21 protein-coding genes are annotated in these 25,741 nt (G+C 61.9%); 10 read left to right on the forward strand and 11 right to left on the reverse strand.

Annotated features, from left to right (window positions below):
* Positions 1-208 precede the first annotated feature (208 nt).
* From V2B23_RS17770 to V2B23_RS17780, 3 genes are read right to left on the reverse strand one after another with little or no spacing between them, the layout of a single operon-like run.
* Positions 209-1,030 carry an enoyl-CoA hydratase/isomerase family protein gene (locus V2B23_RS17770; RefSeq protein ID WP_430951574.1) on the reverse strand — a complete coding sequence of 274 codons (822 nt, stop codon included), beginning with the start codon at positions 1,028-1,030 and terminating at the stop codon, positions 209-211.
* Positions 1,030-2,274, reverse strand: a complete 1,245-nt coding sequence (locus V2B23_RS17775) for an acetyl-CoA hydrolase/transferase family protein (RefSeq protein WP_430951575.1) — start codon at positions 2,272-2,274, stop codon at positions 1,030-1,032. Before V2B23_RS17775 ends, V2B23_RS17770 begins: the two co-directional genes overlap by 1 nt.
* Positions 2,265-3,413 (reverse strand): CaiB/BaiF CoA transferase family protein, encoded by a 1,149-nt coding sequence (locus V2B23_RS17780; protein ID WP_430951576.1) that lies wholly within the window; start codon positions 3,411-3,413, stop codon positions 2,265-2,267. Before V2B23_RS17780 ends, V2B23_RS17775 begins: the two co-directional genes overlap by 10 nt.
* 80 nt (positions 3,414-3,493) lie before the next feature.
* Here V2B23_RS17780 and V2B23_RS17785 point away from each other — a divergent pair, with 80 nt between their 5' ends.
* The 4 genes from V2B23_RS17785 (at position 3,494) to V2B23_RS17800 (ending at position 8,345) form a co-directional block, all read left to right on the forward strand.
* On the forward strand, positions 3,494-5,020 hold the full coding sequence (locus V2B23_RS17785; protein WP_430951577.1) for a class I adenylate-forming enzyme family protein: 1,527 nt from the start codon (positions 3,494-3,496) through the stop codon (positions 5,018-5,020).
* A complete protein-coding gene (locus V2B23_RS17790) occupies positions 5,017-5,793 on the forward strand; it encodes an SDR family NAD(P)-dependent oxidoreductase (protein ID WP_430951578.1) in 777 nt (258 codons plus the stop codon). Before V2B23_RS17785 ends, V2B23_RS17790 begins: the two co-directional genes overlap by 4 nt.
* A gap of 123 nt (positions 5,794-5,916) precedes the next feature.
* Complete coding sequence (locus V2B23_RS17795) at positions 5,917-7,056, forward strand: acyl-CoA dehydrogenase family protein (RefSeq protein WP_430951579.1); 1,140 nt, start codon at positions 5,917-5,919, stop codon at positions 7,054-7,056.
* On the forward strand, positions 7,053-8,345 hold the full coding sequence (locus V2B23_RS17800) for an acyl-CoA dehydrogenase family protein (RefSeq protein ID WP_430951580.1): 1,293 nt from the start codon (positions 7,053-7,055) through the stop codon (positions 8,343-8,345). Before V2B23_RS17795 ends, V2B23_RS17800 begins: the two co-directional genes overlap by 4 nt.
* A gap of 13 nt (positions 8,346-8,358) precedes the next feature.
* Here the strand turns inward: V2B23_RS17800 and V2B23_RS17805 are convergent, their stop codons facing one another.
* Positions 8,359-9,750, reverse strand: coding sequence for a diguanylate cyclase (locus V2B23_RS17805; RefSeq protein WP_430951581.1), 1,392 nt, complete (start codon positions 9,748-9,750; stop codon positions 8,359-8,361).
* Positions 9,751-10,087: 337 nt separating this feature from the next.
* Between V2B23_RS17805 and V2B23_RS17810 the strand changes: the two genes are divergently transcribed.
* Genes V2B23_RS17810 through V2B23_RS17820 form a run of 3 tightly spaced genes read left to right on the forward strand, consistent with a single transcriptional unit; the run spans position 10,088 to position 14,031 of the window.
* Positions 10,088-11,071: an MDR family oxidoreductase gene (locus V2B23_RS17810; protein ID WP_430951582.1), complete on the forward strand. Its 984-nt coding sequence runs from the start codon at positions 10,088-10,090 to the stop codon at positions 11,069-11,071.
* A gap of 16 nt (positions 11,072-11,087) precedes the next feature.
* Complete coding sequence (locus tag V2B23_RS17815; RefSeq protein WP_430951583.1) at positions 11,088-12,287, forward strand: FAS1-like dehydratase domain-containing protein; 1,200 nt, start codon at positions 11,088-11,090, stop codon at positions 12,285-12,287.
* Positions 12,288-12,315: 28 nt separating this feature from the next.
* A complete protein-coding gene (locus tag V2B23_RS17820; RefSeq protein ID WP_430951584.1) occupies positions 12,316-14,031 on the forward strand; it encodes a class I adenylate-forming enzyme family protein in 1,716 nt (571 codons plus the stop codon).
* Between the two features lie 50 nt (positions 14,032-14,081).
* Here V2B23_RS17820 and V2B23_RS17825 read toward each other — a convergent pair whose 3' ends face one another.
* The 5 genes from V2B23_RS17825 to V2B23_RS17845 are packed head-to-tail and all read right to left on the reverse strand — an operon-like array spanning position 14,082 to position 19,297.
* The gene (locus V2B23_RS17825) at positions 14,082-15,185 is read right to left on the reverse strand and encodes an acyl-CoA dehydrogenase family protein (RefSeq protein WP_430951585.1); all 1,104 of its coding nucleotides are present in this window, start codon (positions 15,183-15,185) and stop codon (positions 14,082-14,084) included.
* Complete coding sequence (locus V2B23_RS17830) at positions 15,185-16,360, reverse strand: acyl-CoA dehydrogenase family protein (RefSeq protein WP_430951586.1); 1,176 nt, start codon at positions 16,358-16,360, stop codon at positions 15,185-15,187. The genes V2B23_RS17825 and V2B23_RS17830 overlap by 1 nt, the downstream gene beginning before the upstream one ends.
* Positions 16,357-17,139, reverse strand: coding sequence for an enoyl-CoA hydratase/isomerase family protein (locus tag V2B23_RS17835; RefSeq protein ID WP_430951587.1), 783 nt, complete (start codon positions 17,137-17,139; stop codon positions 16,357-16,359). Before V2B23_RS17835 ends, V2B23_RS17830 begins: the two co-directional genes overlap by 4 nt.
* On the reverse strand, positions 17,136-18,125 hold the full coding sequence (locus V2B23_RS17840; RefSeq protein ID WP_430951588.1) for an acyl-CoA dehydrogenase family protein: 990 nt from the start codon (positions 18,123-18,125) through the stop codon (positions 17,136-17,138). Before V2B23_RS17840 ends, V2B23_RS17835 begins: the two co-directional genes overlap by 4 nt.
* Positions 18,122-19,297, reverse strand: a complete 1,176-nt coding sequence (locus V2B23_RS17845; RefSeq protein WP_430951589.1) for an acyl-CoA dehydrogenase family protein — start codon at positions 19,295-19,297, stop codon at positions 18,122-18,124. The genes V2B23_RS17840 and V2B23_RS17845 overlap by 4 nt, the downstream gene beginning before the upstream one ends.
* Positions 19,298-19,393: 96 nt before the next feature.
* On the opposite strand from V2B23_RS17845, the gene V2B23_RS17850 reads away from it, so the two are divergent.
* Positions 19,394-20,200 carry a FadR/GntR family transcriptional regulator gene (locus V2B23_RS17850; RefSeq protein ID WP_430951590.1) on the forward strand — a complete coding sequence of 269 codons (807 nt, stop codon included), beginning with the start codon at positions 19,394-19,396 and terminating at the stop codon, positions 20,198-20,200.
* Here V2B23_RS17850 and bioD read toward each other — a convergent pair.
* Both bioD and V2B23_RS17860 read right to left on the reverse strand, forming a co-directional pair.
* A complete protein-coding gene (gene bioD, locus V2B23_RS17855) occupies positions 20,156-20,857 on the reverse strand; it encodes a dethiobiotin synthase (RefSeq protein WP_430951591.1) in 702 nt (233 codons plus the stop codon). The two genes, V2B23_RS17850 and bioD, sit on opposite strands and share 45 nt — an antisense overlap.
* The gene (locus V2B23_RS17860; protein ID WP_430951945.1) at positions 20,854-21,999 is read right to left on the reverse strand and encodes an 8-amino-7-oxononanoate synthase; all 1,146 of its coding nucleotides are present in this window, start codon (positions 21,997-21,999) and stop codon (positions 20,854-20,856) included. The genes bioD and V2B23_RS17860 overlap by 4 nt, the downstream gene beginning before the upstream one ends.
* A 38-nt stretch (positions 22,000-22,037) precedes the next feature.
* Here V2B23_RS17860 and V2B23_RS17865 point away from each other — a divergent pair, with 38 nt between their 5' ends.
* Both V2B23_RS17865 and glgX read left to right on the forward strand, forming a co-directional pair.
* Positions 22,038-23,324 (forward strand): adenosylmethionine--8-amino-7-oxononanoate transaminase, encoded by a 1,287-nt coding sequence (locus V2B23_RS17865; RefSeq protein WP_430951592.1) that lies wholly within the window; start codon positions 22,038-22,040, stop codon positions 23,322-23,324.
* Between the two features lie 60 nt (positions 23,325-23,384).
* Positions 23,385-25,739 (forward strand): glycogen debranching protein GlgX, encoded by a 2,355-nt coding sequence (gene glgX / locus V2B23_RS17870; protein WP_430951593.1) that lies wholly within the window; start codon positions 23,385-23,387, stop codon positions 25,737-25,739.
* Positions 25,740-25,741 lie beyond the last annotated feature (2 nt).

Below are 25,741 nucleotides of genomic sequence, written 5' to 3' on the forward strand. Positions count from 1 at the left end.
ACGCAAACGCCACAACCTGCCGCGCACACCCACAGCCGAACCGGCTACAACATCCCCCACCGAAACGAAATCGCTCAACGTAGTCATCAAGGCCTCCCCACCCTGACTCAATTATACTCGAACATATATTCGATTCAAGGGACATACCGGGCACGTTTCGTTCCCCCCACATTGTCACATTGCGAGGGTCAACAGTCACAGGAGCCCGTCAACTTCCCGTCCACTGCGGGCGACGCTTTTCGGCAAATGCAGCCGGCCCTTCCTGCGCGTCGTCGCTGTTGTAGCAATACTCGGACACGTGGCGCGCGGCCTTCAGTGCGGCCGAACGACCCATGTCCGTCGACAGCATCACAGTTTCCCTCGCCGCTTTGACAGAAAGTGGTGCACCGGAGAGTATTTCGGTTGCCAGGTCCAGAGCCGTAGCCATCAGATCCGCAGGCTCGGCAAGTCGGTTGACCAGACCGATCTCGTAGGCGCGCGCAGAAGATATCGGCTTACCGGTGAGCAGGATTTCCATCATGATGCGCTGCGGAATCATATGAATCAGCGGCGACGCCCACGGAGAGCTTCTCCCTACCTTGACCTCCGTCACGGCAAACTTCGCGGTGGTACTGGCGACACATAAGTCACAGGCCTGGGCAATCATCCACCCACCTGCATAGGCAACCCCGTTGACCGCGGCGATGGTGGGTTTCGAGAGTTCGACTGTGTCGTAGGGAAGTGCAAACATATCGCGCGGCGGCACTGCCATTGCGGTGTTTACCATCTCTTTGAGATCTCCACCTGCACAGAATGTTTCGTCCCCGGAACCGGTGAGGATCGCTACCCGCAACGCGTGATCATGTTCAAATCGGTTCCAGGCGTCACGTAATCCCTCTCGCACGTCCCGATCGAGACAGTTACGGGTCTCCGGTCGGTTCAGCGTGATGACGGCGATACCGTCGTCACGCGCATCGAACAACACGGCATCCTTCGACAAAACAGCGTCATTCGACAAAACAGCGTCATTCGAGAACGCACCGCCATTCATCAGAATCCCCTCTGCTTGATTGCGTGTGCTTCGCGCATCAAATCTTCGCGAAAATCCGGATGGGCAATATTGATCAAACGTTGTGCCCGTTCTGCGAGGTTCTGTCCTCGCAGTTCGGCCGCACCGAATTCGGTGACCACAACATCGATGTCACTACGCGCCGTCGTGACAGGCCCGGACAACTGCGCGGTAATCCTGCTGACGGTTCCTCCCTTGGCCGTGGCGGGGAGAGCCATGATCGCGTGACCACCCGGTGAACGCGAACCGGCCCGGACGAAGTCCACCTGACCGCCCGTGCCACCGAGATACGCCGAACCGCTTTGCTCGGCATTGACCTGCCCCGTGAGATCGACTTCCAGTGCGGAATTGACTGTCACCAGTTTGTCGAGCTGAGCCAGAACTGCCGCGTCGTGTGTGTACGAAGTCGCGCACATACGTATCGCCGGGTTTCGGTGCGCGTACGCGTACAGTTCCTTGCTGCCGATGAGTGCGCCGGTGATGGACACTCCCCTGTCGATACGCTTGCGTGCATTGGTCACAGTGCCCGACTCCACCAGATCAACGAGGCCGTCGCCCACCATTCCCGAATGAACACCCAGATCTTTCCGGTCTCGAATCAGCCGAAGCAGTGCATCCGGCACAGCTCCGATCCCGACCTGAATGACCGAACCGTCCTCGATATACGCAGCGGCATGTTCGGCAATAGCATGATCGGTCGGTCCAATTATTGCCGGCGCCAGGGTAACTGGAGGTCTGGACACATGGATGGCGTAATCGATTTTCGCTGCCGGCAGCAGTTCCCCGCACGTGAACGGGACTTGATCGTTCACTTCTGCCACGACAACGCGAGCCCGAGCCACAGCCGCCTGAACGTAGTCACTGATCAAGCCGAAACTGTGATTGCCGCCGCGGTCCGCAGCGCTGACTTGCACGAAGGCAACGTCGCACCCGATCAACCCGGCCTCGATCATCGGTGCAACTTGACTGACATGGCACGGGATCACACTGAGCTTATGCGCTTTGGCCAGCGATCGCAGCGTTCCGATCGCCCCCATACTGGAGAGCGAAAAACTCTCACTTGCTTCGGCATTGAAGACTCCCGAGAAACTCGTTGCGACAAACGCCGACAGGCCGCCAATGGCCGCACCCTGATCGATCAGAGCTTCGATCAACGTCGTAGGTTCGCCGCACGCCTGACCGATGACAATGCGGTCTCCCCAATTCAGGAACCGATTCAACTCCACGCTCGACCGACCTCATTCAGGACTTCCTCGGTGTGCTCACCGAGTCGAGGAGCCGGCCCAGCAACGCGACCGGGTGTGCGCGAGAACCAGGTCGGCGGACCAGGGAAACGCACTGGGCCGTAGGGAGTATCGACATCTTCGAAAAAGTTCACGGCATCGAGGTGCTCGTTGTTCAGCAACTCGTCCAGCGTCCTCACCGGAGCGGCCGGAATATCGTGAGATCGGAGCAGATCCAGCCATTCCTGCGTCGTGCGTTCGAGGAACGTTTCACCCAGTCGCGCGTACACCGTGTCGATCTGACGGGCACGTTGTTCGAGAGTCGCGAGATGTACACCTGCCCAGGGTGGATCGACTGCGTCGACGAAAGCCGCCCATTGCTTGTCGTTGTACACCAGGGCCGAAATCTCGCCGTCTTTGGTCCGGTACGGTTTCCGATTCGGTGCCACTGCACGGGGATACACCGCCGGTCCAAGTGCCGGTGTGAACAGTGCCCCGTTTGCATGTTCGACCAGCATGAATGCTGCCATCGTCTCGAACATGGCAACCTCCACCTCCTGGCCTTCTCCCGTGCGTTCGCGGTGAAAGAGGGCCATCGTGGTGGCGTACACGGCGGTGAGGCCGGCAACCTTGTCCGCGATAATGGTTCCGACATAACCACTCTCGCCGGTCAACTGTTCCTGCGCGTGCGGTAATCCGCATTCGGCCTGAATTGTGTCGTCGTAGGCTGTCAAATCGGCATCCGGCCCGCGGCGCCCGTATCCGTAACAGTTGGTGTACACGATCGACGGATTGATGGCGGCCACGTCGCCGTAGCCGAAACCAAGTTTTGCGATTGCCGCGCCGCGCATGGAATGGATGAATACATCCGCATCGGCAATCAGGTCACGCAGTGCGTCTGAACCCTCATCGGTTCGCAGATCCAGTACCACGCTGCGCTTTCCACGATTCACGTTGACAAACACACCGCCCAACCCCGGTTCCGGACCCACCGAAATGTAGCGGGTGTTGTCGCCGGCAGGGCTTTCGATCTTGAGAACATCAGCCCCCATGTCGGCCATGATCTGTGTGCAGTAGGGACCCATCACCATCGCCGTGAGATCGACGATCCGAACCCCGGTCAACGGACCCGAGTGCTTCATCAGAATGAACCTCCACTTTTCTTCAGAACGATTCGACGCTATCAGGTGAATCCTTACAAGGATAGTGGTATTAGTTAGTGGTGAAGAATTCCAACGACACCGCCGACCTCGGCACGATAGCGACGGTGCTCGATGCGGCACTGGCGGCAAACCCGCAGGCCTCGGCCGTGGAAGCCGCATCCGGTATCTGGTCCTATGCCGAACTCGACACTCAGGCGAGGCGCTGTGCCGGAGCGCTGTGGTCACTGGGCGTGCGACCAGGCGATCGTGTCGCCGCGTGCCTGCCCAACGATCTGGGCATCGTCGCGGCATTTCACGGCGCACAGCGGATCGGTGCGATCTGGGTGGGAATCGGCGAAGCACTGTCGCCCCGTGAGCAGAAAGATATACAAACTCTGTGCCGGCCGAGCGTCGTCCTGGCCGGACCGAACTGTCGGCTGGACACCAGCGACTGCGTCAGCGAGGCGCAGTGGGCAGAGTTGTGCGGGCGCGACGAGACCGCCCCTTCGATTGAGTTGGATATCGACGCTCCAGCCGGAATCGCTTTCACCAGTGGCACTTCGGGCCAACCCAAAGCTGTGGTACACAGTCAGCGAAACCTACTTCTCCCCGGCGCCGTCCTGTGCGCGACCAGAGAATGGGGGCCCGAACTACGCAAGGGCGACAGTTTCCCGCTCACCATTCTCAATCTCATGGTCCTGTCGACGCTGCTCACCGCCCAGGCCGGCGGGTGCTCAGTCGTGATGAACCGTCGCGACGTCGACGGGGTTGCCGAATGGATCGCCTCACGGCGTGTCACAGTGTGGAACGGTGCGCCCGCGCAGCTGTACGACCTCGCGCGGCGCCCCGACGTCGACCTCAGTTCACTCCAGGAGATCTGGTGCGGTGGCGGCGACACACCGGACGGACTGCGCCAGGCATTCGCCGACGCACACGGCCTCGTCCCCCGCGTCACGTACGGCCTGACGGAAGCACCGACCGTCGTATCGATCGATCCTCCCGGGCGCGAATGGCACCCCCGGACCAGCGGGCAGGTGCTGCCGCAGTACGAGGTTGCAGCGTACGGCGAAGACGGAAGCCCGCTACCTGCAGGAGAATTGGGTGAACTACGTGTGTGCGCGGCAAGCTCCGGTCCGTGGGCGGGCTCGTGGACGCCGATGCTCGGCCAGTGGGAGCACGGCGGTGTCAGTCCGACTGAACCCGGACCACTCGCTACCGGGGATATCGGAACCGTCGACGCCGACGGTTGGCTGACAGTTCTGGATCGCCAGAAATTGGTCATCATTCGTGGTGGCGCAAACGTCTACCCACTCGAAGTGGAACGAGTCATCGCGACGCACCCCGATGTCGCGAAGGTCGCCGTATATCCGGTGCCGGACGACCGGCTCGGGCAGCGGGTTGCCGCCGTTGTCGAAAGTGTCGGGCCTCCAGTGGAGTTCAGCGTCCTTGCCGAACTCTGCCGAGGCGAGCTGTCCCCGTACAAGGTTCCGGAGTTCTGGTCACAGGTTGACGCACTGCCGGTCAATGCCATGGGAAAAATTCAGCGCGCCGGACTCGCCGACCTCACCGCTTCCGTCGTCGGGGCACCGCAGCGAGGTCTGCGGTGACAACGCACGGCGATACCGCGGCACGGATGTTCGGTCTGGACGGCCGGATAGCCATCGTGACCGGCGCTTCGTCAGGCCTCGGAGCCGCCATAGCCGAGGCCCTTGCCTCACTCGGTGCCCGAGTTGCCGTCGTCGCTCGCCGGCGCGACAAACTCGTCGAGCTCGCCGAACGGATCAATGGCACTGCTATCGCGTGCGATCTCTCCGACCCCGGCCAGGTCGAGTCTGTTGTGCCCGCCGTGATCGAAAGCCTTGGCCCGCCGGAGATTCTGATCAACGCCGCAGGCAGCATGTTCACCTACGAACGAGCGGAATCCGAGCCGCTCGACGCCGTCCGCAAGACCTTGGACCTGAACCTGATCGCTCCGTTCTTGTTGGCGCAGGCCACTTTTCCTCACATGCAGTCCATCGGCCGCGGCGCTGTCGTCAACATCTCGTCCATCAGCGGCCGGGTGGGAATACCGGGTATCCCGCAGGCGTCGTACGCCGCGAGTAAGGCCGGATTGTCAGGACTCACCGCAGAACTCGCGGTGCAGTGGGCGCGGCACTCCATCCGGGTGAACACCGTTGCTCCCGGATTCTTCCGGAGTGAAATCACTGATCAGCTCTACGCCAATGACCGGTCGGCGGAGTATCTACGGCGAAACACTCCACTTCCCCAGGAAGGGACACCGCACGACATTGTCGGCGCTGTTCTCTGGCTCGCAAGTGACGCGGGACGCTACGTGACCGGCCAGACGATAGTCGTCGACGGCGGCTGGACGGCGCGCTGAGCGTCCGAGCACCTGCGCTGATCTTCAGTTCGATTCTTTAATTTCCACGTTGTAAATGCTATTCTCAAAATCAAGAGTTTCATACTCTTATTGCGATTCTAACCGCAGGGCGAGAGGGCGAACATGTTGTTGGAGCTAACCCCCGACCAGGAGTTCTTCCGGGACACCACAGCGCGATTCCTGAGCACGCAGGTGCCCAGCTCAGCTGTGCGTCTTCTGCGTGACAACCCCGCCGGCTTCGACTCCGAATACTGGCGGCGCGGAGCAGAACTCGGCTGGACCAGCCTCCTGGTTGACGAAAAGCACGGCGGGGGCACAATCAGCGAACGCGGACTGATCGACCTCACACTGATCGCGTACGAGTTCGGCCGTACCGCCGCGCCTGGCCCACTCATCCCGACCAACGTCGTTGCCGCACTTCTCAACAACTACCCCAGCGAAACCACGGGCAAAGTTCTTGCGGAACTTCTTTCCGGAACTTCTACCGCAGCATGGTGTTTCACGCAACCACAAGCGAACAGTCTTGTGAGCACTCCCCCACTGGAGATTCGAGTCGAGGGCGCCGACGTCGTTGTGTCCGGCACAAAACGCCCCGTCGAAGCTGCCCAAACCGCCGATATCCTTCTGGTCACCAGCCAGAGCGGCGACTCCGTCGCGCAGGTCCTGGTGCCCGTCAACACGCCCGGCGTTCACGTAAAACCGTTGCGATCAATCGATCTGACACGGCGCTACGCCGAGGTGACGTTCGACAACGTACGTCTCCCCCTGAGCGCGATGATCGGAGACACTCTCGATGCGACTCGTGATGTCGAGCGTGGTCGGCAACTCGCCATCGTGCTCGGCTGCGCCGAATCCGTCGGTGCGATGCAAGCAGCATTCGACCTCACCGTGGCGTGGGCATTCGACCGATACTCGTTCGGACGCCCCCTGGCGTCGTACCAAGAACTCAAGCACCGCTTCGCAGACATGAAGACCTGGCTCGAAGCCAGCCACGGCCTCGCCGACGCTGCCGCCGCCGCAGTTGCGGTGGGAAGCTCGGACGCCGCTGAACTCACCAGCGCCGCACACGCATACATCGGTGATCGCGGCGGCGAGCTACTCCAGGATTGTGTGCAGATCCACGGCGGAATCGGCGTCACATTCGAGCACGATCTACACCTGTTCATGCGTCGGGCCGCAGCTAATCGCGCCAGTTACGGCACTCCCGCAGAGCACCGCCAATTGATCGCCGCCATCGCCGTACGTCAGGAGAGCAACCGTTGAGCACCCAGGCACCCCAGACCGTCGTCGACAGGGAATCGGTCGAACAGTTTCGCACGCGCGCCCGCACCTGGATCCGAAACAACCTCGGCCCCAGCGACCCGAAGGCAAACATCGGTGTCATGCGCGCCGAAGGACCCGACGAGGATGAACTCGCCGACGTCGCGGAGCAACGCGCACTGCAGCGACGGCTGTTCGATGCGGGACTTGCCGGGATCTGCTTCCCTCAGGAGTACGGCGGGCAAGGCCTCACCCACGCTCACCAGCGGGCATTGAACGAGGAACTCGCCGGTTACAAGTACGCCGAACGTCTACAGTCTCCGACCTTTGTGCCCTGCGCTGCAGTGCTTCTCGAATTCGGCACCGAAGAGCAGAAGCAACGCCACATCCCTGCCATCTTGAAGGGCGAGGAGATCTGGATGCAAATGCTCTCCGAGCCCAGCGGCGGCTCCGACGTCGCCGGCGCGGTCACCACCGCTGTTCGCGACGGCGAAGATTGGGTACTGAACGGATCGAAGATCTGGACTACCGGCGCCTGGTGGTCCGATTGGGCGCTCTGTCTTGCCAGAACCAACTGGGACGTCCCCAAGCATCGGGGTCTGAGCGTGTTCATGGTGCCGCTCGATCGCAGCGGCATGGAAGTCAACCGCATCGAGTTGCTCAGCGGTTCGCGCGAATTCTGTCAGGAGTTCATGACCGACGTCAGCGTTCCGGACAGCGACCGTATCGGCGAGATCAACGACGGTTGGACCGTCGGCACCCGCTGGATGTTCCACGAACGGATGCTGTCGAACTCGCCCTACGCGACCATGGCAGCGGGAAGCACACAACGAGGAACCAAGATGCCGGAACTCCTTGCCGTCGCGCGCGATGCTGGACGATTGAACGACCCCGTCAGCCGCGACCTCATCGGTGAGGCACGCATGCTGGAACTGGCCAACAATGCACTGCAGCATCGAGTTGTCCAGGGCATCACCACCGGTGCAATGTCCGATCAGGCCGCGAGTATCGCCCGATTGATGGCAGGTTTGATGTCTACCCGCCTGGTGACGATCATCTACGAATTCACCGGACCTGCCGGAGTCGCGTGGGACGACGACGACGGTACCGTCGGCGACTGCGCCACGGACTACCTCGGACAACAGGTGTGGTGCATTGCCGGCGGGACCACCGAAATGGCTCGAAACGCCATCAGCGAGCGAGTACTCGGTATGCCGCGCGAACGCACGCACGAGCAGAACATCGCCTTCCGGGATATCCCGAAGAGCCGATCAGCTTCCGGCAGTCACTAACTTCTGGCGGTCGTCAACTTCGCGCAGTCAGGGACACGGTGCAGTTACGGTCGAACTTCTTTGCCAGATACAGCGCTTCGTCGGCGCAATCGATCATGCCGGCCACGTCCGCGTCACCGGACGGTGAACACGCCACACCGATACTGACAGTCGGGCCGAGTTCTCCGAGCGTTGTCCTCGATTGCTCCTGCTGTGCCACCCGAATTGTTTCCGCAGTTTCCGTTGCCTCGTCGAGATCCGTGTCGATCAGCAGAACGGCAAACTCCTCACCGCCCAGGCGTGCGAACAGTGCTGTTTCATCGAGATGGCGCCGCACTTGATCCGCAAAGGCAACAAGAACTGTGTCCCCGGTCCGATGGCCCAAGGTGTCGTTGACCTTCTTGAAGTGGTCCAGGTCCATCATCAGGACGCTGACAGGCAGGCCGGACTGAAGCGATTCGACGGCGCCGATACTCTTTCGCATGAATTCGTCCCGGCGAAGCGCTCCAGTCAGGTCGTCGAGCATCACAGCTTCAGTCAGAGCAGCGAGAGCGCATCGACGTTCATAGATCACGCAGGCAACTGCGAGGGGCGCAGTTGCCAACAGAGCCAACCCGATCCGAACGGAAACGCTGACCACGGATAAACCTTCGACAGCTGTTCCCAGATGCCCATCGGCTGTCAAGACCAACGTACATATGGTCGAAACGGCCGTCATCAGTGACGTGACAAAGACGTTGGTCAGTAGTGCCGCGGTGACAAGAGCAGGCATGGCAAACGCAATTGCCCCGGCGCCGCCGACGACCCATTCGAGCAGAATGCACACCGCCAGAAATGCGGCCGGAATCACGGACAACCGAAGGATCCTGGACGCCGCCTCTGGGTCTCGGTCCTCAGGTCGAAGTGACGGAAAAGTCAGCACCAGCGGAACAATCGTCATGTAGTTGACGAGGTTGCCTGAGAACCAGAGAATCCAGCCTTCCGGCCACGTGCCGCCGAAGAGTTCCACATTCGCGGCTCCTCCGACACATCCTGTCAGCGCCGCCGCGACCACGGTCATGGCGACGAGGTAACCTGCCGACCGGATACTCGAAAGTCGTCGGTCTTCCGCGCCCACCCATCGAAATGCGTAGAACCCACCGACAACGCCGATCATGTTGCTGGCAGCGAGCCATAGAACTGCCTCGAGGGAACCGTCAGTGACAAGACCCGCGGAAAGATAGCCGGCCGCCGCAACGAACCACGTCGGAACGGTTGCCGAACGGGGTGATCGCACAAGCAGACCGAGCAGCAGCGCGTTAGCCGGCCAGAACACGGCCAGGGTACCGGGAAGTCTGCTGAACGTTCCGATCAGGCACGCGACAAAAACGCAAAGACCGATAAGCAGGCTGTGGCGTAGTGCCGCAGTTGACGTCGAATCTTCCACCGCCCTACCTACCTAATCTTTGGACCAAACGTGACAGGTGATCGGGCATACAGCGGAAAATGTGCGCCGAAAACCGACGAATTGCGCTAATTATCCCTTTTGGAGCGGTCAAATCAAGGACATTCGTCATTTACAACCCGAGCTGCATAAATGTCAAGTATTGCCATCATTAATAGGATTGAAGTACTGTGCGAAAAGACCTGTACGGCAGCTACTGCGCAGTACAGTCCCGGCAGTTCGGCCCACTAGCGGTACCCACTGCGATCTGCAGTGCATCGCCCACGGATTTGAGGACGCGCATGCGCTCCGAACCGGTTGAGGAAGGAATTCATTTCTGATGTTTTCGGCAATAGTCATCGAGAAGAACGACACGGGACAGAGCGTCGCCTGCACCAGCCTCGACGAAGCTGATCTACCCGACGGAAATGTCAGCATCGACGTGGACTATTCAACTCTCAATTACAAAGACGCTCTCGCCATTACCGGTTCATCTCCAGTAGTGCGCAAGTTCCCGATGGTCCCCGGAATCGACCTCGCCGGCACAGTCAGCGAGAGTTCACACCCAGACTGGGCAGCCGGCGATCGCGTCGTTCTCAACGGTTGGGGCGTCGGCGAATCCCACTGGGGCGGACTCGCCCAGCGCGCGCGACTGAACGGCGACTGGTTGATACCGCTTCCCGCTGCATTCACCGCCCATGCGGCCATGGCTATCGGTACCGCGGGATATGCCGCCAGCCTGTGCGTCGACGCTCTCATCGACTTCGGTGTATCGCCCGACCAGGGCGAAATCCTCGTGACCGGAGCATCCGGCGGAGTGGGCAGCGTCGCGATTGCTCTTCTGGCAAAGGCAGGCTTCACCGTCGCTGCGTCGACGGGCAAGATCGACGAAGCGCAGTACCTCCAAAGCCTCGGCGCGACAACGGTGATCGACCGCGCAGAACTCTCCAGCGCCGGCAAACCGATGCAGAAGGAACGCTGGGCCGGCGTCGTCGATTCGGTGGGAAGTCACACCCTCGCCAACGCGTGCGCGCAAACTCGGTACGGCGGTGCCGTCGCCGCCTGTGGCCTCGCTCAGGGGATGGATTTCCCGGGCTCGGTTGCACCGTTCATTCTCCGCGGAGTATCACTGCTCGGTGTCGACAGCGTGATGGCACCCAAGTCTCGTCGCCTGGCCACCTGGGATCGTCTCGCTCGCGATCTGGATGCCGAGGCACTGGAGTCGATCGCCCACGACATCACACTGAGCGAATCCATCACCGCTGCAAGAAAACTCATGGACGGCACGGTGCGTGGACGCATCGTCGTCGACGTCAATCGATAACCGGGAGCAAGAGACGATGAACACGAAGTTGACCGAACCGGAAACCGTCGAACTCGATCTGTCCGATGTAGATCACCGTGTGGGCCAACCCGTCGGCGGCGGGCAGTTGTGGGATCCGTGCAGCACCACCGACGTGCGGCGTTGGGTCATGGCGATGGACAACCCCAACCCGATTCACTGGGACGAGGAATTTGCCCGAGCCAGCAAATTCGGCGGTCTGATCGCACCGCAATCCATCGCTGTAGGTCTGGACTACGGGCACGGAGCTCAGCCGGCGTGCGTCGGACACATTCCGAACAGCCACTTGATCTTCGGCGGCGAGGAATGGTGGTTCTACGGAACGCCGGTACGTCCCGGCGACACGTTGTTCCAAGAACGACGCTTCCACGATTACAAAGTTGCCGATACGAAGTTCGCCGGTCCCACAATGTTCTCGCGTGGCGACACACTCCACACCAACCAACACGGCTCCAAGGTTGCACTCGAACGATCCACTGCCATCCGGTATCTGGCCGACGAGGCGACAAAGCGCGGCATGTACAACAACAATGTCGGGGCCGTCAAACGGTGGACCAACGCAGAACTCATCGAGGTCGAGAACCTGCGCCACGAATGGCTCATGTCCAACCGCATGGGTGTTTCGCCGCACTTCGACGAGGTCAAGATCGGCGACACACTGCAGCGACGCGTCATCGGCCCGCACAGCATCGCAAGCTTCACCACCGAGTACCGCGCATTCCTGTTCAACATCTGGGGCACATTCCACTGGGTAGCACCCGAGGGCGTCGAAGATCCCTGGGTCTACCAGGATCCAGGCTGGGTGGAGGGCTTCGGTTACGACGAAGAAGGAGCCAAGATCGACCCGCGCAAGCGTGACGGCCTGTACGTCGGCCCGTCCCGCGGCCACATCGACAGCGACAAGGCCAGCGAAGTCGGGATGGCCCGCGCCTACGGCTACGGCGCGACGATGGGCGCCTGGTGCACCGATTTCCTGGCCAACTGGGCCGGCCACAACGGCATGGTTCGGCATACCAAGGCCGACTTCCGTACACCCGCATTCGAAGGCGACGTGACGTACTTCGACGCCGAGGTCGTCGGCAAGGAAGCTCAATCAGCCTGGGGCGTACCGCTTGTCCAGATCAAGCTGCGTCTGACCAATCAGGACGGCGACGTTCTGGTGTCCTGCACGGCCGAGGTCGAACTGCCGTTCTCCTGACTCTCCCTCGACCCGAAAGAGGCAAGCCTTGACCACTGATGTGAATGCACCGACTGTTTCGATCGCGCAGGGTGTTTCGATCGCACGCGGAATGCCGCTGCTCGACGAACCAGGGCTCGGCGCGCTGACTCTGCCCGGCTTCCTCCGGGAAGTGACGCAGCTGTACGGCGATCGCGAAGCTCTGGTCATGCGCTCCGACAACGGTGTCGTCCGCTGGTCCTACACACAATTGTGGGAGCGCGCGATCGAGGTCGCCCAAGCACTGCGGGGTATCGGTCTGAGCAAGGACGGCCGGGTGGGCGTGTTGATGACCAACCGTCCGGAGTGGATTGCGTCGGTGTTCGGCACCGCCCTCGCCGGCGGTGTAGCGGTCACACTCAGCACGTTCTCGACTGCGTCGGAACTGGACTACCTGCTGGAGAATTCTGCTGTCTCGGTTCTGCTGTTCGAGCGCACCGTACTCGGCAAGGACCTTGCGGACGTGTTGACCACGCTCGAACCACAGTTCGGTACGGCAGCGCCCGGCACGGTCCAGTCGCCGCGATTCCCCTTCCTTCGGCATCTGGCCATGGTCGGCGACGGAGAAGCAATCGGGGCGATCGACACGTGGGACACATTCCGCTCGCGAGGCGTCGACCAATCGAGGGGGTTGATCGAATCCATCGCGGCGGCTGTGCGCCCGAGTGATGCTGCCGTGCTGTTCTTCTCGTCAGGGACGACAAGCAAACCCAAAGGCATTCTCAGCGCGCATCGTGGTGTCAGCATTCAGCTGTGGCGATTTCGGCGCATGTATCGTTTCAACCCCGAGGACAACATCCGATGCTGGTCGGCCAACGGTTTTTTCTGGTCAGGCAATTTTGCGATGGCGCTGGGAACGACCTTCGCGAGCGGTGGCTCATTGGTACTGCAATCGACGTTCGACGCAGCCGAGGCAATCGGGCTCATCGAGTCGGAACACGTCAACTTTCCGTTTGCGTGGCCGCACCAATGGGCACAGTTCGAATCCGCACCCAACTGGACAGGCGCGGATTTGAGTAGCTTGTCGTACGTCGATTTCAACACTCCGGTAGCCCGTCACCCCAGCGTCACGGCCACATGGTTCGAACCCGGCCATGCGTACGGAAACACCGAAACCTTCACCATTTCAACGTGTTTCCCGGCCAACACGCCGGACGACGTGACGGGGGGCAGCAGCGGTGAGCCGCTTCCCGGAACAACCGTCAAGGTTGTCGACGCACTCACCGGCGCCGTTCTTCCGCTCGGCGAACGCGGCGAAATTTGCGTCAAGGGTCCGACACTGATGCTCGGATATATCGGCACACCACTCAGCGAGACCGTCGACGCCGAAGGTTTCTTCCACACCGGCGACGGCGGATATCTTGACGATCTTGGCCGACTGTTCTGGGAAGGCCGCCTCACCGACATCATCAAGACCGGTGGCGCAAACGTCTCACCACTCGAAGTCGACGAGGCGCTGCTCAGTCATCCCGGAGTCAAGGTCACCCGCACTGTTGGTGTGCCGCACGAGACGCTTGGCGAAGTCGTCGTTTCCTGCATCGTTCCGCACGAAGGCACCGACCTGAATCAAGAAGAGATTCGCGCTTTCCTGCGAGAGCGACTCGCCAGCTACAAGGTTCCGCGTCATGTGCTGTTCTTCGACGAGGACCAGATCGTTCTCACCGGCAGCGCGAAAATCAAATCCAGTGAAATTCGAGAGCGTGCTGCACAACTCTTGAAGGCGTGAGCGTGAACCGGCTGATCAATATCTACTGATTTGATCAGCCGGTGCACCCTCTACATTCCTGACTCCTGAAAATACCTCTGGGCCAGCCGCGTTCGGTGGGCAGCCGGCGATCCGAACAGGGAACGATTGAGCGTCGCACGTTTGAGGTAGACGTGTATCCCACTCTCCCACGTGTAGCCCATGCCGCCGTGGAGTTGCATTGCCTTCCCGGCAATATCAACAGCGGTCGAGCAAGCGTACGACTTCGCCATTGCAGCTGCGACGGAGGCGTCCGACGTATCCTGCGCCAGAGCGCGCACCGCCGCCGCGACCAGAGATCTGGCAACAGTCACCTGAACGAGCATGTCGGCACACGCATGTTTGACGGCCTGAAATGAACCGACCCGACGTCCGAACTGCTCACGCACTCCGACGTAGTCGACGGTCGCCTCCAACATTGCCTCGCTCAACCCGAGACTGTCACACGCCACTGCAACCGCAGCCCGATCACACAGTCGGGTAAGAGCATTCGACGCATCACCGCGCACACGCCACACCGATTCCAGGCCGACGTCCACGCACGAAGCTGTCACGGACCCGAAGTTGCGCGTGGCATCGAGAACTACCTGTTCCATCACGGTCAATCCAGCAGCCCGCGGATCGATGTTGACAATAACGAGGTTCCCGTCAGCCTCACGCGCAGGCACAAGGTAACTGTCCGCTGCGCTCGCATCGAGCACAAAGCTCGCGTGCCCACTCAGTTGGTAACCATCTGCAGTCCGCTCGACGCGGAACGAGCTATCCCCCAACGATTCACTCCCGAGAACAACAATCGGAGCCGTTAACCCCGCGGCGGTATCGCGCAACAGTTGATCTCGTTCCGGGCGCGATTCCAGCAGGTTGAGCGCTCCGACGCCAAGTGCCGCTACAGCCCCGTATCGGCTGCGCGAGGCCGCACGACCGATTTCCTGTAGGACGATCGCGACCTCCACAAATGTTGCGTCGGCACCGTCGAATGCCGCCTGCACCTCGACACCAACAGCACCGGAGCGAGTAAGCAGCCCCCAGTCCACCTCCCTGTTCACCGCCTCACTACCGGGCTTTGCCAGAATCTCACGAACCATTGCACGCAGTTCGGTATGTACCTCGGCAAGATCTGCAAGCGACGACGACATCAGTGGCCTCTCGGTTCGCGAGGGAGACCAAGGCCGCGCTCGCCGATAATGGTGCGTTGGATTTCGCTGGTTCCACCGGGGATCGTCCATTCCCACGAGCCGATGAAGTCCAGAACCCACGCACCGGATTCCCACCCACTCGACAGAGGTTTGCGCAGCACGGTATGCGCGGACAGGCCCGCCATGTCGGCGCCGAAATCCGTCATTCGTTGCAGGAGTTCGCTGTAGTACAACTTCACGATCGACGCATCCGCCGGACCTGGCCGAGGATTGGCGGCAAAGTCTGCGCACAGCGCACGTAATCCCGTCAGTTCGATCTCGAATGACGCAAGCCTGTCCGCCACCAGCGCGTCACCGTGGTGACGCGAACACAACTCGACCAGCCACCGAAACCCGCTCGAGCCCAGGCGTTCTGCAAGCTCGAGCATTGTCATCCCACGTTCGGCTCCCAGCGTTTCCTGCGCAACCTGCCATCCCTCGTTTGGCCGTCCGACCAGCTGGGCTGCCGGGATGACAACGTCGTCGAGAAATATCTCGCAGAAATGCGACTCACCGGTGGCCTGCCTAATCGGCCGGACCTCGATGCCCGGAGTGTTCATATCCATCAGGAAGTACGAAATACCCTGTCGTTTAGGCACGTTCGGATCGGTTCGGGCAAGAAGAAGGCACCAGTCCGCGTGCATCGCACCACTCGCCCACAGCTTCTGACCGTTGACGACGTAGACATCGCCGTCGCGTCGCGCTGCAGTCTTCAGTGCCGCCATGTCCGATCCGGCTCCCGGTTCGGAGAAACCTTGGCACCAGATTTCGCCGTCGAGGATCGCGGGTAGATGACGACGCCGCTGTTCGTCAGTACCCGCCGCGAACAGCGTCGACGCTGCATGATGGATCGAGACGAACGGCAGCACGAGGCGAGGCGCGTCATGAGCTGCAAGCTCTTGATACAAGACGATTTGCCGCGGGGTGGACATCCCGCCGCCCCACTCCTGCGGCCAGTGCGGCACCGCCAGACCCGCGGTGCGAAGTTCCTGCATCCACGCCTTCTGGAACCGAACGAACTCCTCGTCCGACGCTCCGGTCTGCTCGGCTCGCCAGTCTGTCGGCACATGGGCGCGGCACCAGTCCCGCACGTTCTCGCGAAATTCGTCGAGCGTGCCACCAGCGAGCACGGTCACCGGGTCACTGCCGTCGATCGCATGGCACCAAGACGCTGCCGATGCTCGGGAGAGGTCATGGTGGCAACCTCCGCGGCAAAACCGGCTTGCATGGGACCACCGAGTGCTTGGGAGAGGTACATGTTGACGATGCGTTTGGTCCCCTGCAATGCCTCTCGCGGCTGCGCCGCCAATCGCAGCGCCAGCCGTCTCGCCTCCCCGACCAAGTCCTCCGGCGCGCAGGTTCGACTCGCAAGCCCCAACTCGACTGCGGTAGCAGCAGGGATTCGATCACCCGTGTACAGGAACTCCCTCGATCTCATGATCGGGGTGAGCAACGGCCAGAAGGCAGCCCCGCCGTCGCCGGCAACCAGGCCGACGGCCACGTGCGGATCGGCAAGATAGGCGGTGTCCGACATCAGTACGACGTCGCACAGCACAGCCACACTGCACCCGAGGCCGACGGCCGGACCGTTGACCGCGGCGATCACGGGAAGCGGAAATCTCAGCATCTCGTCGATCACTTCTGCGCCCTCACGGATGCTTTCGTCCCTGGCAACCGGATCGTCGAGGAACGAACAGATCCAGTCCAGATCGCCGCCGGCACTGAAGGCTTTGCCGGCCCCGGTCAGAATCACCACAGCCGCCTCACGATCCGCGGCCAACTGTCTCCACACGTTCGCCAGAGCCCAGTGCAGAGGTTTGTTCACGGCATTGCGTTCGGCCGGTCGATTGATAGTGACAACTCGAATCGGGCCGTCACACTGGACGGTCAGCTCATCAGGAAGGTCATAGGTCACAGCGTTGCCACTTCCCGTGTAGTACCGACAGATGCGGTATCACCGATAGATGCTGTGTCACTGAATAATCCGGTGAGGCCACGGCGGCCGATTCGCTGCGTCAATGCGCTACCCGTCGCGGACAAGCCGAGCGGTAGCCGCCGCAAAGGAAGGCTGTACCGCGAGAGCCACGACAGCGTGGTCTCGTCGCAGAAGCCACTTGCTCCGTGTAATTGATGGGCAACTCGGAACACGATTTCGGCAGCTTCGATTGCGGCCAACCGCAGTGCAAGTGCGTCGTCGAGCGCTTCACTGCTATCGGTCTGGACGCTCCACAGGGCGTACTTCGCGAGCACCTCGAGGCCACTGCGCTGCACCTGTGCATCAGTGAGTTGGAACTGCACACTCTGGAGCTTCGCGAGCGGTTGCCCGAACTGCTCGCGCAGCAATACATGCGCGCGGGTCAGGTCCATTGCTCGATCGAGCATTCCAAGTAGCGTCCAACAGGGCAACAGCAACGCCAGCGCCACATCCTTCGCGCCGTTGTCGTCGACGAAGTCCGTATCGAGCTGCGCGACGAATGCTGTTGTGCGAGGCGAGGCGTGCGACGGACGGACGACTACCGAGCTACGACGGCCGTCCAATGTCACTGCGGCCCAGCGCAGATCGATACCGGCTACCGGTCCGGCCGGGGAGCGGTCGGCAACCACCATCAACCCGTCGACGGCAAGGTCGACCGGCCTCGCCAGCCGCTCAGCCACTGGATACGGCACGGCCCAGTACCCCGCACTGTGGCACAGCGCGGCCGCTGCTTCGAGTTCGTCCCCGTCACCGCGGGGATCGAGATCCCACGCGCCGAGGTCGGCCAACACCGGTGCGACAACACTCCCCCGGCGCGCCGGGTCCCGCTCCGCCCACTGAATTAGTTGATCACCACCCGCAGACTCGAAGGCCCGCAGGGCTGTTCGACCGTATTCGATTGCCTCGTTACTCAATTCAAGCTTCATGCGGCCGCCAAAAGTGACCGAGCAAGGAGAATTCGCTGCATCTCGATGCTTCCCGACGCCACTGTCGCGGCCTGCGAATAGCGCCAGTGTTCCTCGACATCGCGGCAGAATCGTTGCGCGTCTGTGTTATTGACCGCCACACCCGCTGCAGCGTCCGACGAGTGCACAAAGGCCGCGAGTTCCGTCAGCACTTCGGCACTGTCCTGATCGAGGGTGGTCACAGCGATGCGGTATGCGGCGGCATCGCCCGGGCGAACCGTTCCTTCACTCTGCAATGCGACCACTTGATAGGCAAGCAGTCGAGCACGCCGGCAATGGGTCAGCATTCTCGCCCACCGGTTTCGCAATCCTTCCGGGACACTGTCCCAGCTGTCTCCGAGAACGGTTGCGGCGTCGTGCAACAGCCGTTCACAGCGCGCGTAGCGGGCGATGCCGACGCGCTCGAAGGCAAGCACTTCCTGAACCAGGCTCCAGCCTTCGTCCACCTGACCCAGCACGTTCTCTTCGGTAACCCGCACATCGTTGAAGAACACCTCGTTGAGGTGGTGCGGTCCGAGCATGGCGCGGATCGGCCTGACCTCGATACCCGGGTCGGACATCGGCACCAGAAATACTGTCAGGCCTTGCTGCCGGCGCTCACCGGTGGACGTCCGGGCAAGCAGGAAGCACCACTGTGCCATCGTCGCGTACGACGTCCAGATCTTCTGGCCGGAAATGAGCCAACCGTCGCCGTCACGACGAGCGGCAGTACGCAGCGACGACAGATCGGAACCGGCTTCTGGCTCACTGAAACCTTGACACCAGATGACGTCGCCTCGGGCGATCGGCGGGAGATGCAGGCTCTGCTGCGTGCTCGTTCCGTGTCGCATGATGGTGGGCCCCACCCAGTTGACGCCCATGTACTGCGCGCCGCGAGGTTCGTGAAGCGCCCACATCTCCTCGCGAACCACCGTTTGCTCCCACACCGTGGCGCCGCGGCCGCCGAACTCCTCGGGCCATGCCATGCACAGCAGTCCACGGTCGGCAAGAATGCGGCAGAACCGCTGGGCCACATCAAGATCAGCCGGGTCATCTGTGAAGGCCCCGCGGAAGTCCTCGGGAACGTGCTCCTTCACCAGCTGGCGCAGCTCACCTCGGAACGCCGTCGCAGCCTCACTCATCGTGAAGTCCATGGGAATTACATTAGTTCAATCCTAATAAGGATAGCAATACTTGGAGGTGCGAGATTCTCCGTCTAGGATTCACCCCATGAGCAAAAAGGTGCCCGTGTGAATACCGGCGGGCGCGGCCGCGTCCCGCAGCGCCGCATTGCAGAAACAGTTGCAGACGAACTTCGCGACCACATCCTTGCCGACGACAACTACCGGCTCGCCACCCAGGAACAACTGGTCAAAGACTTCGGTGTCAGCTACCCGTCCATCCGGGAAGCACTGCGCATACTCGAGACCGAGGGGTTGGTGACGGTACGGCGCGGCAATGTCGGCGGCGCCGACGTGCATCGCCCCGACGAAGTTTCAGCCGCTTACCACCTGGGCCTCTCCCTCCAGGCCGCACGAGTCACGTTGCGCGACCTCGCATCCGGCCTTCAGATGCTGGAACCGCTGTGCGCCGCCGAATGCGCGAAGCGGGAAGACCGCAACCGCGTCGTAGTCCCGGCACTGACCGCGTCCATCGACGCATCCGCGCGAAAGATCGGCGACGGCGTCGCCTTCACGCACGCAGCGCGCGAGTTTCACGATCTTGTTGTGTCCTTCACCCCGAATGCCACCATTCGCTACGCGGTGAGCAGTTATGTTGCGCTGTGGTCCGCGCAGGAAGAAGCCTGGGCAGAGGCGCTGACCGTCCGCGGCGAGTATCCGTCCGAGGGCGAAGCGCAGGAAGCGGTACTCACGCACCGCCGCATCGTCGAAGAAATCGCAGCTGGACGATCAGCCGAAGCCGAGCGCCTGGCGCGCGTGCACCTCGCGGCAACCCAGTCACTGGTTCTCGAGCGCTTCGGCGAGACCGTCGTCAATGCCTCGGTTGCGATGTCACGGCAGGCAATCCACTCCAACAGGCGATCGCGACTCACCTAATTCGCTCGACGCTACGCGAGCAAATTCCCCCGGACCCAGTGAACCGCTTCCGGCAGGCAGCGATCCGAGGAGCGGAACGCCGGTAACCGACACCAGATCGTCGCGATTGCACCGCTCAGCCAGACCGGGTTGGTCCGGCCACGATCCGATCACCAGACCGGAGCACCGAACACCCCTGTGCGCCAATGCTTCCACACTCAGCGCGCAGTGGTTGAGCGTTCCCAACCCGGCAGCGGCAACGAGGACGGCAGGCGCCCCAAGCTCCGCGGCGACATCGCGCACCGTGAAGTTACCGGCACCCAGTCGAACCAGGACTCCGCCGGCACCTTCGATCAGCGTCAGGTCATGAGCAGCATCCAACTCCCGGGCACGGGCCAGTACCGCGTCGATGGTCAGCAACGGACGACCGCTGCGCCGAGCGGCGGTATCGGGCGCCAACGGATCGGGATACCGCGCCAATTCGGCCAACGTGACGCCGCCGCCGGTCAGACGATCGATCTCGGCCAGATCTCCCGGTTCACCGGGTTCGACGCCGGTCTGCGCCGGTTTGAGTACAGCAACCGAGCGCCCCGACTGCAGCGCCAGCGACGCCAATGCCGCTGTCACGACCGTCTTTCCGACGTCCGTCGACGTGCCCGTCACCACAAGAATGCTCATACCGCAGCCTCCGCCAGAACATTTCCGAGAATCTCGCCGATCCGGTCCATGTCGGCCCGGGACAGGGAAGCGCGCGCGGTGAGTCGCAGACGCGACGTACCCTCGGGAACCGACGGCGGCCGGAAACAACCGACGTGCAACCCCTGCCGACGACACTCCGCGGCCGCGTCGTACGCCCGCTGCGGATCACCGAGAACAACTGACACGACCGCAGATTCGGGTGTTCCGACGCCGGTGATCGCGGCCAGTTCCGACGCACGGTCCAACACGTCCTTCGCGCGCGACGGCTCCCGCCGAAGAACCGTCAGCGCTGCCCGTGCGGCACCCACCGCTGCGGGCGCCAGCCCCGTGTCGAAGATGAACGTCCGGGCCGAATCGATCAAATGCGCACGAACCTTACCGTGTCCCAACACAACCCCACCCTGACTTGCGAGGGACTTGGACAACGTTGCAGTCACCACGACGTCCGGCTCACCGGCAAGACCGACTTCGTGCACCAGCCCGCGCCCACCGCTCCCCCGGACGCCGATGCCGTGGGCCTCGTCGACCAGCAACAAAGCACCGTTTTCGCGGCAGATGCCGTGCAACGCGCGAAGCGGGGCCAGATCGCCGTCAGCGCTGAACACCGAATCGGTGACCACCAGAGCCCGCTCTTCGGTTCGCGACGCGAGCTGCCCTGCGACGAAGTCGATGTCGGAATGCGGAGCAACCACCACCCTCGCCCGGGAGAGACGACACGCGTCGACCAACGACGCATGCGATCCGGCGTCGGAGATTATCAACGAACCCGGTCCCGACAATGCCGTCACCGCGCCGAGATTGGCGGTATAGCCCGACGAGAAGACCAAGGCGGAATCGGACCCGACAAACTCTGCGAGTTCGAGTTCGAGCAATTCGTGTTCGGTGGTACTTCCCGTCACGAGTCGCGAGCCCGTGGCACCAGCGCCCCACTTCTCCAATGCGGCCATAGCGCCGGCGATCACTTCGGGATGACGAACCAATCCGAGGTAGTCATTGGACGCGAGGTCGATCAGCGGCGAGTCGGCAGTTCGCGGGCGCAGGTCACGGCGCAATCCGGCGGCGCGGCGTTCCGTTTCGACGGCAGTGAGCCAGTTCAACGAGGTAGTCACATTTCCGACCATACTTGAACGCCGTTCAAGCATGTCGCTATGGTGCAGGTGTGCACACACTCGGACTGGAATCAGCCACTGTCTCCGCGATCGATGCCGCGCACCTCTGGCATCCGTACGGAGCGTTTCCGGCAACAACCGAACCACTGGTCGTCGACAGCGCACACGGCGCCACCTTGACCTTGTCCGACGGCACCCAACTCGTCGACGGCATGAGTTCGTGGTGGGCTGCGATCCACGGCTACCGCAATCCCGTTCTCGACGCCGCCGCGGTATCCCAACTCGGCAAGATGAGTCACGTCATGTTCGGCGGACTGACGCATGAACCCGCGGCCAAGCTCGCACAACTCCTCGTGGATATCACCCCGGTTGGGCTCGACAAGGTATTTCTCTCCGACTCCGGTTCCGTCGCCGTCGAGGTTGCCGTCAAGATGTGTCTGCAGTACTGGCGCAGTCTCGGGAAACCGTCGAAGAATCGCCTGATGACCTGGCGCGGCGGGTACCACGGCGACACGTTCACCCCGATGAGCGTCTGCGACCCCGACGGCGGCATGCACTCCCTCTGGACCGACGTTCTCCGGGCTCAGGTTTTTGCCGACGCACCGCCAACCGAATACCACCCCGAGTACGTCCGGCATCTCGACGGATTGCTCGCGGCACATCACCACGAACTGGCTGCGGTCATCGTCGAACCGGTAGTTCAGGGCGCCGGCGGCATGCGATTCCACGACCCCGCCTATCTTGTCGACCTTCGAGTGCTCTGCGACAAGTACAACGTCCTTCTCGTCTTCGACGAGATCGCGACCGGATTCGGCCGAACCGGTGAACTGTTTGCCGCCGACCACGTCGGCGTCAGCCCGGATGTCATGTGCGTCGGCAAAGCTCTGACCGGTGGATATTTGAGCCTGGCAGCCACTCTGTGCACCACTGACATGGCTGAGGCCATCACCGCCGGCGAGGGCGGCGGCCTGATGCACGGGCCGACGTTCATGGGCAATCCGCTGGCCTGCGCGATCGCCGTCGCGTCCACCGAACTCCTGCTGGCGATGAACTGGCGACGGGACGTCGCGAGACTGACCGAGGGACTCGATCGAGGACTCGCGGACGCACGGTCGATCCAAGGTGTGAAGGACGTCCGAGTTCTCGGCGGCATCGGAGTCGTCGAACTCGGCCGTCCGGTCGACATGCGCAGCGCCACCGATGCCGCGGTCAGATCAGGTGTATGGCTGCGCCCATTCCGCAACCTCGTTTACACGATGCCGCCGTATCTCTGCTCCACCGACGAGGTGGAACAGATCACAGCCGCAGTGCTCGAAGTCGCCCGCAGCCAGGCCTGACGAGGTTGGCGGGTAAGCGTCCGACAGGAGGGTGTCCGACGTGGGCGATAGGGTTCGTTCATGGAGCAGTCGCCGACAGACAAATCTGCCAGCACACCGATCGCCGTGTGGCCGGGCAGCGCATATCCTCTGGGCGCGACGTACGACGGCGCAGGGACCAACTTCTCCCTGTTCTCCGAAGTTGCCGACGCCGTTGAGCTCTGCCTGATAGCCAAGGACGGAACCGAAACCCGAATCCGGATGGACGAAGTGGACGGATACGTCTGGCACGCCTATCTGCCCTCGGTATCCCCCGGCCAGCGCTACGGCTACCGGGTGCACGGTCCGTACGATCCAGCTGCCGGACTGCGCTGCGACCCCAGCAAGTTGTTGCTCGACCCGTACGGCAAGGCCTTTGCCGGCGACTTCGACGGTGATCGTTCGCTGTTCTCCTACGACATCGATGCGGCCGACATTGCTGAATCGAACGACGACAACACGACGCCTGACACCGGCGAACTCGAAGAACCTACTGCCGAAGAAACAAGCACCGACGAAACGGTTGTCGAAGAAATTCAGGATGAAACTCAGGCCGAAACTCAGGCCGAAGTATCACCCGACGACGACAGCAGCGACATCGCAATCGACGCCGACGAGTTGGTCGACGAACCCTCGACAATATCTTTCCCACAGCATGATTCACTCGGTCATACGATGTCTACCGTCGTGATCAATCCTTTCTTCGACTGGGCGTCGGATCGCTCACCGGGGCGCCCGTACCACGAGACTGTGATCTACGAGGCACACGTCAAGGGCATGACCGCCGCACACCCCGGAATTCCGGAGGACCTGCGCGGAACCTATGCCGGACTGGCACATCCGGTGATCATCGACCACCTGACCAACCTCGGAGTCACGGCCATCGAACTGATGCCGGTGCACCAATTCATGCACGATCAGGTTCTCCTCGACCAGGGACTGCGAAACTACTGGGGATACAACACCTTCGGATTCCTTGCCCCGCACACCGACTACTCGTCGGCCACCAAACCCGATGCGGCAGTCGCGGAGTTCAAAGCGATGGTGCGCAGTTTCCATCAGGCCGGCATCGAGGTGATTCTCGACGTCGTCTACAACCACACCGCCGAGGGCAACCACCTGGGGCCCACCATCTGTTTCCGCGGCATCGACAACGCGGCCTACTACCGCCTGGTCGACGGGGACGGCGCGCACTACATGGACTACACCGGCACCGGCAACAGCCTCAATGCACGCCATCCGCACACGCTGCAACTCATCATGGACTCGCTCCGCTACTGGGTCACCGAAATGCACGTCGACGGTTTCCGCTTCGACCTCGCGTCCACGCTGGCCCGGGAACTGCACGACGTCGACCGACTGTCAGCGTTCTTCGATCTGGTGCAACAAGATCCGGTTGTCAGTCAGGTCAAGCTGATTGCCGAGCCGTGGGACATCGGGGAAGGCGGCTACCAGGTCGGAAACTTCCCCGGACTGTGGACCGAATGGAACGGCAAGTACCGCGACACGGTTCGTGACTACTGGCGCGGTGAGCCGGCGACACTCGGTGAATTCGCGTCCAGGCTCACCGGATCGTCCGATCTGTACGAGGCCACCGGTCGACGGCCCGGCGCGAGCATCAATTTTGTGATCGCCCACGACGGTTTCACTCTCCATGACCTCGTCTCGTACAACGAGAAGCACAACGAAGCCAACGGCGAGAACAACAACGACGGCGAATCGCACAATCGATCCTGGAACTGCGGTGTCGAAGGCCCCACCGACGATCCCGAGATCCTCGAACTCCGTGCACGCCAGAGTCGCAACATTCTTGCCACGTTGATGCTGAGCCAGGGCACCCCGATGCTCGCACACGGCGACGAGATGGGCCGAACTCAGCTGGGTAACAACAACGTCTACTGTCAGGACTCCGAGCTGTCCTGGATGGACTGGTCGCTCGCGGAGACCAACGCCGACCTCGTCGAGTTCACCAAGCGCGCTATCGCGTTGCGCGCCAAGAACCCTGTGTTCCGGCGTCGACGGTTCTTCGAGGGACGGCCCATTCGCAGTGGTGATCAGAGCCGCGACATCGCGTGGCTCACTCCCGCCGGCGAGGAAATGACACCGGCGGATTGGGACAGCGGCTTCGGTAAATCGTTGGCTGTGTTCCTCAACGGCGAAGCCATCCCCGAGCCCAACTACCGCGGCGAGCGTGTAGTCGGCGATTCGTTCCTGTTGTGTTTCAACGCCCATTACGAAGACATGGAATTCTCGACTCCTAATTCCGACTATGCCGCGGAGTGGACGGTGGTGCTCGACACCTCGGCGCCCACCGGCGAAAGTGATGTAGTCATCAAAGCCGGAACAGTTCTCGACGTCCGCGCTCGTGCATTGATGGTCCTTCGCAGAACGGCCTGAGG

It is taken from the genome of Rhodococcus sp. 24CO (genome assembly GCF_050586165.1).
Lineage (GTDB): Bacteria > Actinomycetota > Actinomycetes > Mycobacteriales > Mycobacteriaceae > Rhodococcus_F.

Bases quoted from the DNA above. Each gene is read 5' to 3' on its own strand.
- V2B23_RS17825 (WP_430951585.1), bottom strand. From the start codon at position 15,185: ATGTCGTCGTCGCTTGCAGATCTTGCCGAGGTACATACCGAACTGCGT.
- V2B23_RS17810 (WP_430951582.1), top strand. From the start codon at position 10,088: ATGTTTTCGGCAATAGTCATCGAGAAGAACGACACGGGACAGAGCGTC.
- V2B23_RS17780 (WP_430951576.1), bottom strand. From the start codon at position 3,413: ATGAAGCACTCGGGTCCGTTGACCGGGGTTCGGATCGTCGATCTCACG.
- glgX (WP_430951593.1), top strand. From the start codon at position 23,385: ATGGAGCAGTCGCCGACAGACAAATCTGCCAGCACACCGATCGCCGTG.
- V2B23_RS17770 (WP_430951574.1), bottom strand. From the start codon at position 1,030: ATGAATGGCGGTGCGTTCTCGAATGACGCTGTTTTGTCGAATGACGCT.
- V2B23_RS17815 (WP_430951583.1), top strand. From the start codon at position 11,088: ATGAACACGAAGTTGACCGAACCGGAAACCGTCGAACTCGATCTGTCC.
- V2B23_RS17795 (WP_430951579.1), top strand. From the start codon at position 5,917: ATGTTGTTGGAGCTAACCCCCGACCAGGAGTTCTTCCGGGACACCACA.
- V2B23_RS17840 (WP_430951588.1), bottom strand. From the start codon at position 18,125: ATGAAGCTTGAATTGAGTAACGAGGCAATCGAATACGGTCGAACAGCC.
- V2B23_RS17845 (WP_430951589.1), bottom strand. From the start codon at position 19,297: ATGGACTTCACGATGAGTGAGGCTGCGACGGCGTTCCGAGGTGAGCTG.
- V2B23_RS17860 (WP_430951945.1), bottom strand. From the start codon at position 21,999: ATGGTCGGAAATGTGACTACCTCGTTGAACTGGCTCACTGCCGTCGAA.
- bioD (WP_430951591.1), bottom strand. From the start codon at position 20,857: ATGAGCATTCTTGTGGTGACGGGCACGTCGACGGACGTCGGAAAGACG.